The sequence below is a fragment of the Streptomyces sp. NPDC021100 genome (assembly GCF_044333095.1).
GTDB lineage: Bacteria > Actinomycetota > Actinomycetes > Streptomycetales > Streptomycetaceae > Streptomyces.
Map to the genome: position 1 here is coordinate 84,974 of NZ_JBIRQH010000029.1, position 6,224 is coordinate 91,197.

Annotated in this window: 4 protein-coding genes and 2 pseudogenes; all 6 read left to right on the forward strand. The window is 70.6% G+C overall.

Going from position 1 to position 6,224, the window contains the following annotated elements; translation table 11 throughout:
- Positions 1–278 precede the first annotated feature (278 nt).
- Positions 279–1,523 carry an acyl-CoA dehydrogenase family protein gene (locus ACH4PU_RS33645; protein WP_398280921.1) on the forward strand — a complete coding sequence of 415 codons (1,245 nt, stop codon included), beginning with the start codon at positions 279–281 and terminating at the stop codon, positions 1,521–1,523.
- A gap of 232 nt (positions 1,524–1,755) precedes the next feature.
- A pseudogene (locus ACH4PU_RS33650) lies at positions 1,756–2,354 on the forward strand (DNA helicase); the annotation flags it as partial.
- Positions 2,355–2,827: 473 nt separating this feature from the next.
- Positions 2,828–3,643 (forward strand): annotated as a pseudogene (locus tag ACH4PU_RS33655) (SDR family NAD(P)-dependent oxidoreductase).
- An 867-nt stretch (positions 3,644–4,510) separates the two neighbouring features.
- On the forward strand, positions 4,511–4,882 hold the full coding sequence (locus ACH4PU_RS33660; protein ID WP_398280924.1) for a hypothetical protein: 372 nt from the start codon (positions 4,511–4,513) through the stop codon (positions 4,880–4,882).
- Positions 4,845–5,114, forward strand: a complete 270-nt coding sequence (locus ACH4PU_RS33665) for an ATP-binding protein (RefSeq protein ID WP_398280930.1) — start codon at positions 4,845–4,847, stop codon at positions 5,112–5,114. The genes ACH4PU_RS33660 and ACH4PU_RS33665 overlap by 38 nt, the downstream gene beginning before the upstream one ends.
- A gap of 168 nt (positions 5,115–5,282) precedes the next feature.
- Positions 5,283–6,044, forward strand: coding sequence for a GNAT family N-acetyltransferase (locus ACH4PU_RS33670; protein WP_398280927.1), 762 nt, complete (start codon positions 5,283–5,285; stop codon positions 6,042–6,044).
- Positions 6,045–6,224: the final 180 nt, after the last annotated feature.

Consider the following 6,224-nt stretch of genomic DNA (forward strand, 5'->3'; position numbering starts at 1 on the left):
GGGCGGTCCGGTTCGTCTTCGGCGTACCAGCCCGCGAACTGAAGAATCAGATTCCCCACAGCGGTGCAATCCCTTGAATCGAACGATTTTGCCGGGTCTTGACACTGGAGTCACGATAACCAGCGGGGTCGTCCGGGAGCAAGGGAGTGGATATCCACGAGAACGTGCACGCGAGAGCGAAGGCGGCCGAAAACAGACTGAGTTGACCAACCAATGGCCGTACCAACGACTTCATCGACGGCATCCGTATACCCGCGCCGACTTGCTGAGGACTAGCCATGCCGATTTCCCTGTCGCTGAACTCCGAGTTGCGGCCGGCCACCACCAGTGGTGAGCAGGCGGTCGCGGCCGTGGCGAAACTCCACGACTTCCTCGCCGAACAGGCCCGGATCACCGACCAGGAGGGACGCTTCGCGCGCGACAGCGTCGAGGCGCTCGCCGAGGCCGGCGTCTTCGCGGCGACCGTCCCGGTGGAACTGGGCGGCCTCGGCGTCGAGCGGCTGCACGACCTGACGATGATCACCGCCCGGATCGCCCGGGCCGACGCCTCGGTGGCCGTCGCCTACTACATGCACATCGCGCTCGCCTGGTACTTCGCCCGAGTGGTGCGCTTCGGTGCCGACACCGAACCCGGCTACCTGCCGCGCCGCGAATGGCTGGAAGCCATCGGCGAGCGGCGGATGCTGCTGTGCTCCGCCGTCGCCGAACGCGGCGCCGACTACTGGAACCTCGCCACCACCGCGACCGCCTCCTACAACGGCTGGGCCGTCAACGGCCGCAAGATCCTCGCCTCACTGTCCCCGGCGGCCACCCACTTCTACTGCCGCCTCAAGGCCGAACGCGGCGACGGAGCCCACCTCGCCAGCGCCATGGTCCCCGCCGACACCCCCGGCGTCCACGTCGAGGACGACTGGGACGGCCTGGGCCTGCGGGGATCCGGCAGCGGTAGCGTCGTCTTCAGCGACTGCGTCGTCCCGGAGGAGGCGCTGCTGGTCCGCGGCCCATGGGGCAAGCGCGACGCCGGCATGCTGGAAGGCCGCGCGGTCAGCGGCATGGGCCTCAACGGCGTCTACCTCGGCCTGGCCGAAGCGGCCCGCGACCAGGCCCTGGAAAGCCTGTCCAGGCCGGCGTCGAGCCGCCCCCGCACCACCACCTCCTCCAGCGTGCGCACCGCCATCGCCGAGATGGAGATCGCCCTCACCGCCGCCCGCGGCACCCTGGCCACCGCCCTGCAGGACTTCGACTCGTACCTGCTGCTCAACAAGCCGCAGGTGGTCACCGACGACATGAGCCGCGCCATGATGAAGGAGTGCCAGGCCGTCAGCCTGGTCGTCGAACGCGCCGCCGTCACCGTCATCGACCACGCCATGCGCCTCACCGGCGGCGCCAGCTACCAGGCCCGCCACCCCCTCGCCCGCGCCTACCGCGACGTCCGGGCCGCCGCCTTCATGCCCCCCTACTCCCCGCCGGAGGAAGCGGCCGACTTCCTGGCGGAGACCTCCCTGACCAATCCGGGCGACTGACCCACCCAAGACTTCCGCGGCCTGCCACCGCGGACACCTCTAGGCGACCGCCGACCCGAGATGTCACCGAGAATCCGGTCCGACCAAGGGGTGCCACGGTCGACGCGGCAACGCGTCACCGGGCAATAGCGGCCCGGCCCGCCCACCCGGGCGGCCGGGCCGCAGTACAAGCACGGCGAAGGGCGCTGTGCCCAGGCGGGCGCGTGCGAGGATCGCGCTGGTCATCCGCTGACGCTTCGGCCCTCACCTCGCACACGAAGCCAACCGCCGGCTCTCCATCGCCGACGCACCGATCCGCCTGCGAGGCAGCGACCAAGTCCCCGCTGAACCCGGCCTCGTCCTCGTCCCACTGCCCGACGCGGTGCTCTGCCGCACCGGCGTCGGCGCCATCACCGAAGTCGTCCAACTCCTGGCCGCCGACCACAGTGCCGCCTTGGCCGGGGGAGGGGAGAGCCTACGAGCTCTGGCCCTGGCAGCCCGCGATCTCAAGGAAGGCCGCCGCACCAGCCACCCTGAACTCGTGCTCTTCACCTCCTGGGGCGACCTGCAGGATGACGCCGGCCGTGACCGGGCAGGCCGCGATCTGCAACCACTGGTCGACCTCGTCGCCCTGCACGGCACCGACGCCGTCCTCGCCGCGGTCAACCCAACTCACCCACGGCGACCAAGCCCAGGTCACCGTCTCCACCGCACACCAGGCCAAAGGCCGCGAATGGGCCCAGTGTGCGGATCGCAGGCGACTTCCCACCGCCCCGCGACAGCGACCAACAGGATGACTGCGGACAGCCCATTCCCGGCCCGAGTGTCGACGCCGAAGCCCGGCTCGCCCACACCCCGGCGCCACCCTTGCCGCCAACCCACCTGCCCCGACCCTTTGACGCCTGGTGTCGGCGTACAACAGCCGTCCACCCGAAGGCCGTGCGCTTCCCGTCGAACTGCGCACCGGCCGCACAGATCGACGACGAGTGTCCCGTACAAGTGAACGGGAATGGGTGAGGGAGCAACGGCGCGAGCGGAGCTGGCGTGGTCGGCCTGCCGCCCACCAGTGCTGAGTGCCGGGTTCACGAGCAGGACCGTCTCGATGCGGCGTGCTTGTGCCGCAATCCTCCGCCGTCACACCGTCGCACCAGTCCCACCGATTACTGGCCGCTTTGTCCGCCGCTGCCCTTCGCCGCAGTCGTTCCTCGCTCCGTACCCGGCCGCGTGCCTGCGGCAGCGGCGCCCGCTCGGCCCGGCGATGCCGGCGCTTCGTATGATCGCCATGCGGGGATGCGGAAGTTGACCACCTTCGGAGGCGAACGGCCATGTCGGATGAGCGTGTTGTCCTGGTGACGGGCGGGGGGACGGGGATCGGGGCCGCCACCGCCCGGCTGCTGCGCACTGCCGGGCACCAGGTCGTGATCTCCGGGCGGCGGCCCGAGCCGCTGCAGCGGGTGGCCGAGGAGACCGGGGCGCTGGCACATCCTGCCGACGTCGCCGACCCCGAGGCCGTGCGCGAGCTCGTCGAGAGGACGGTGACGGCCTACAGGAGGCTCGACGGTGTGGTGCTCAACGCCGGAGTCGGGCGGCCCGGCGCGGTCGGCGATATCGCGGTCGAGGACTGGGAAGAGCTGATACGGACCAACCTCACCGGCCCGTTCCTGCTGCTGCGTGCCGCGCTGCCGCATCTGCTGGCGGCCCGGGGTGCGGTGGTCGCGGTCGCCTCGGTCGCCGCGCTCCGCAACAGCGTCGGCAACGCCGGCTATGCGACGTCCAAGGCGGGTCTGCTCCACCTCTGCCGCTCCCTCGCCGTCGACTACGGGCCGCAGGGGCTGCGGGCCAACGCGGTGTGCCCGGGGTGAGTGCGCACGGAGATGGCCGACCGGCGGATGGCGCGGTTCGCGGCGGAGGCGGGGCTGGCGGGCGGCACCGAGGCGGGGTACGAGGAGGCGAGCCGGCTGTCCCCCGCCGGGCGGCCGGGGGAGCCGGAGGAGGTCGCCGAGGCAATCGGCTGGCTGCTGTCGCCCGCCGCGTCCTACGTCAACGGGGCCGTCCTGACCGTCGACGGCGGGGTGACCACATCCAGCGTCAGCGGTGTCGCCTTCGACTACCGGATCGAGGCGCGCACCCCACGCCTGTGACGGACTCCGGACAGGCCCGTTCCGCAGGGCCGGCGGGGATTGGCCCCAGGGCGGGCCCAGGGCCCTGCAAAGAGGCTGGGCCGGGACGGAGCCCCAGCGGCAGCCGTCCTCGTCCGAGCAACGGGACGGCCGCGGTCACCACCGGCACCTAGATCACGTGCGGCTGCACGAGCCGGGCGACCGTGCGGCGGCCGGATCGACGCCGCCGCTGTCGCTGGTGGAGATCAGGTAGCCGCCTTGAAAGTTGAAGGGGCGGCGATCGACGGTAAGACGCTGGTGGAACGTCTGGGCTGCTCTGAGCGGTCGGCATATCGCTCCCTTGGCGAGGTGCGAGCCGTCCGTCCGCCGAGCCGGCGGAGCCTGCCCCCGGGCCGGGCCTCGCCAGTTTGGCGGTTGGGTCCGGCTGGCGCGGCGACAGGCCGTGTGGCGGGCCGGGCGTGGGCGGCATGCGCTGGACGTCGGGTGTTCGTCCGGGCACGGCCTGTGCGGGATCGTCAACGTGATCGTGTGTGTCGACCGGATTGGGGGTGCAGTGGCGTTGTCTGCCGCACGATTTTTCGCTCTGGGAGGCGGTCTGTGGCTGTTTCGCGAAGTGGCGGCGGGACGGTGTGTTCGTCCAGCTCGACAGCCTGCTCAGGTAGCTTGCCCGGCAGAAGGAGGGGCGGAATGCCGAGTTGTCGGCCTGTGTGATCGATGCCCAGGGTGTCAGGGCCTTCGCCGGTGTCCCGGCCAGGGGGCAGGGTGCGGATGCGGGCAAGGAGGTCGTGGGCAGGAGACGCGGCATCACCGCCGATATGCTCGGTCTTTTGCTCGTGGTGCTGGTCACCGCGGTGAGTGTCGGGGGCTCGGTGGAGTGTCTGGGGCTCCGTGGCCGGCACCCGGCTCCTGGACCGGGTCGCCGTCGAACACCCCGGCATCCGCAAGGTGTGGGTCGGCGGCGGTGACCGCCGGTACTTCGTCGAGTACGCCGCCATCTTCGGCATCGACATGGAGATCACCGCCCGCACCTCCGGGACGAGGGGCTTCGCCCCGATTCCGAAACGCTGGACGGTGGAGCGGACGTACGGGTGGCTCATGCTCCACCGCCGCCTGGCCCGCGACTACGCAATCCTTCCGGCCGGCTCCGAAGCCGTGATCCACCTGGCGCTGGCCGACCTCATGGCCCGCCGCCTCACCGGCGAGAACACCATCTCCTGGCGCGATCCCGCAAAGCCCCACCCACCGCAAGTTCCGGGATGAACACCGGGGGAAAGCGCCTTCTGAGGCTTTCAGCGGGTGGGGTCAGATCTTCGGTGATGATGTCTTCGCTACCGCGGTCCTGGACCGTTTCCTGCGCCCCTGTGACGTGATCGCCGTCAATGGCCCGGAGTACTGGCTCAAGAGCCGGCTCGCGGTCTTGTGGTGTCGGGCAGGGGGTTGTCGGGCGGGGCTGTTCGGGGTGGATTTGCGTCGGGCCGGGGGCGGTGTGTGACAGTGGGGGCTGCGGTTCGCCCGGTGCTTTGTCCCGTGCGTGGCGGCCGTCGACAATCCTCTACATCTCCTGTCCTCCGAACGTCGGTTGCGGCCCTGGCCTGCGCTGATCCGGACTGTCCGCCCACCCTTCCGCCCCCTTGACAGAGGAATGCTTCTCCCGAGAACGATGCAGGTGACGACTTTCCCTTCCCGGACCGCGGACTTGTTCACCCAGGGCCTGGAGCTGCAGCCCGGCTCGGCGCTGTTGCGTTTCGGCGCGGCGCGCTCGCGCCCGGCCGAGAGGATCAGCTGGTGTGGCGATGGTGCGGTGGCCTGGCTCGACGAGCCGCGCGGCCACCTGTGGAGCGTCGGCGAGCCGGCTGCCGCGGCCGGTCTCACTCTCCGCGCCGCCCATCAACTTCCCGGGAGAATACGGGGGTTTACTGGTCCGCGGGGTGTGGATGCGCTGCTCGGGCGTCATCTCGCGGTGGCCGACCCGGTCGCCTGGGCCTTCCGCTGGACGCTTGATGAACCGCCGCGTCATCCGGCGGAGGAGCGGGTGAGTGAGCTCGGCGAGGCGCATCACGGCCGGTTGCTCGCCTTCCTCGGCGCACACAGCCCGTCCCATTCCACCGGACCCGGTTCTTCGAACGTCAGCCTGTGGGCGGGGATCCAGGGGGCAGGCGGGCGGCTGGTGGCGTGCGGTGCCCTGAGTGCTCTGCCGGACAGCGGCGCGCCGCTGATGGCGTCCGTGGCGACCGACGCGGCCCTGCGTGGCCAGGGGCTCGGCGCGGCACTCACCTCCTGGCTGACCCGGTACGCCGTCCGCCGGTATGGCTTGTGCACCCTGTGGCAGCTCGCCGACAACACTCCTGCGGACCGGCTCTACACCCGTCTGGGCTACCGCAACGAGGACCCCTGCGTGGCTGCGCGCATCGGCACCCCCTGATGGGTGGCTGCCCGTCAGGCCGGGTGGTTTGTTTCGGTTCTTGGCGTGTGTAGTGGTTCAGTCGTTGAGGCGCATGGTGGTTACAGAGCGTCTTTCATCCTGAGTAGTTGCAGTTCAGGAGGGTGTGGACGGCGGCCACGATGCGACTGATGCGGTTGGTGGAGCATCGGGCTCGTCGGA

What these genes read in the sequence shown, in the direction of transcription:
- ACH4PU_RS33645 (WP_398280921.1), top strand. Translation starts at nt 279, where the DNA reads ATGCCGATTTCCCTGTCGCTGAACTCCGAGTTGCGGCCGGCCACCACC.
- ACH4PU_RS33670 (WP_398280927.1), top strand. Translation starts at nt 5,283, where the DNA reads ATGCAGGTGACGACTTTCCCTTCCCGGACCGCGGACTTGTTCACCCAG.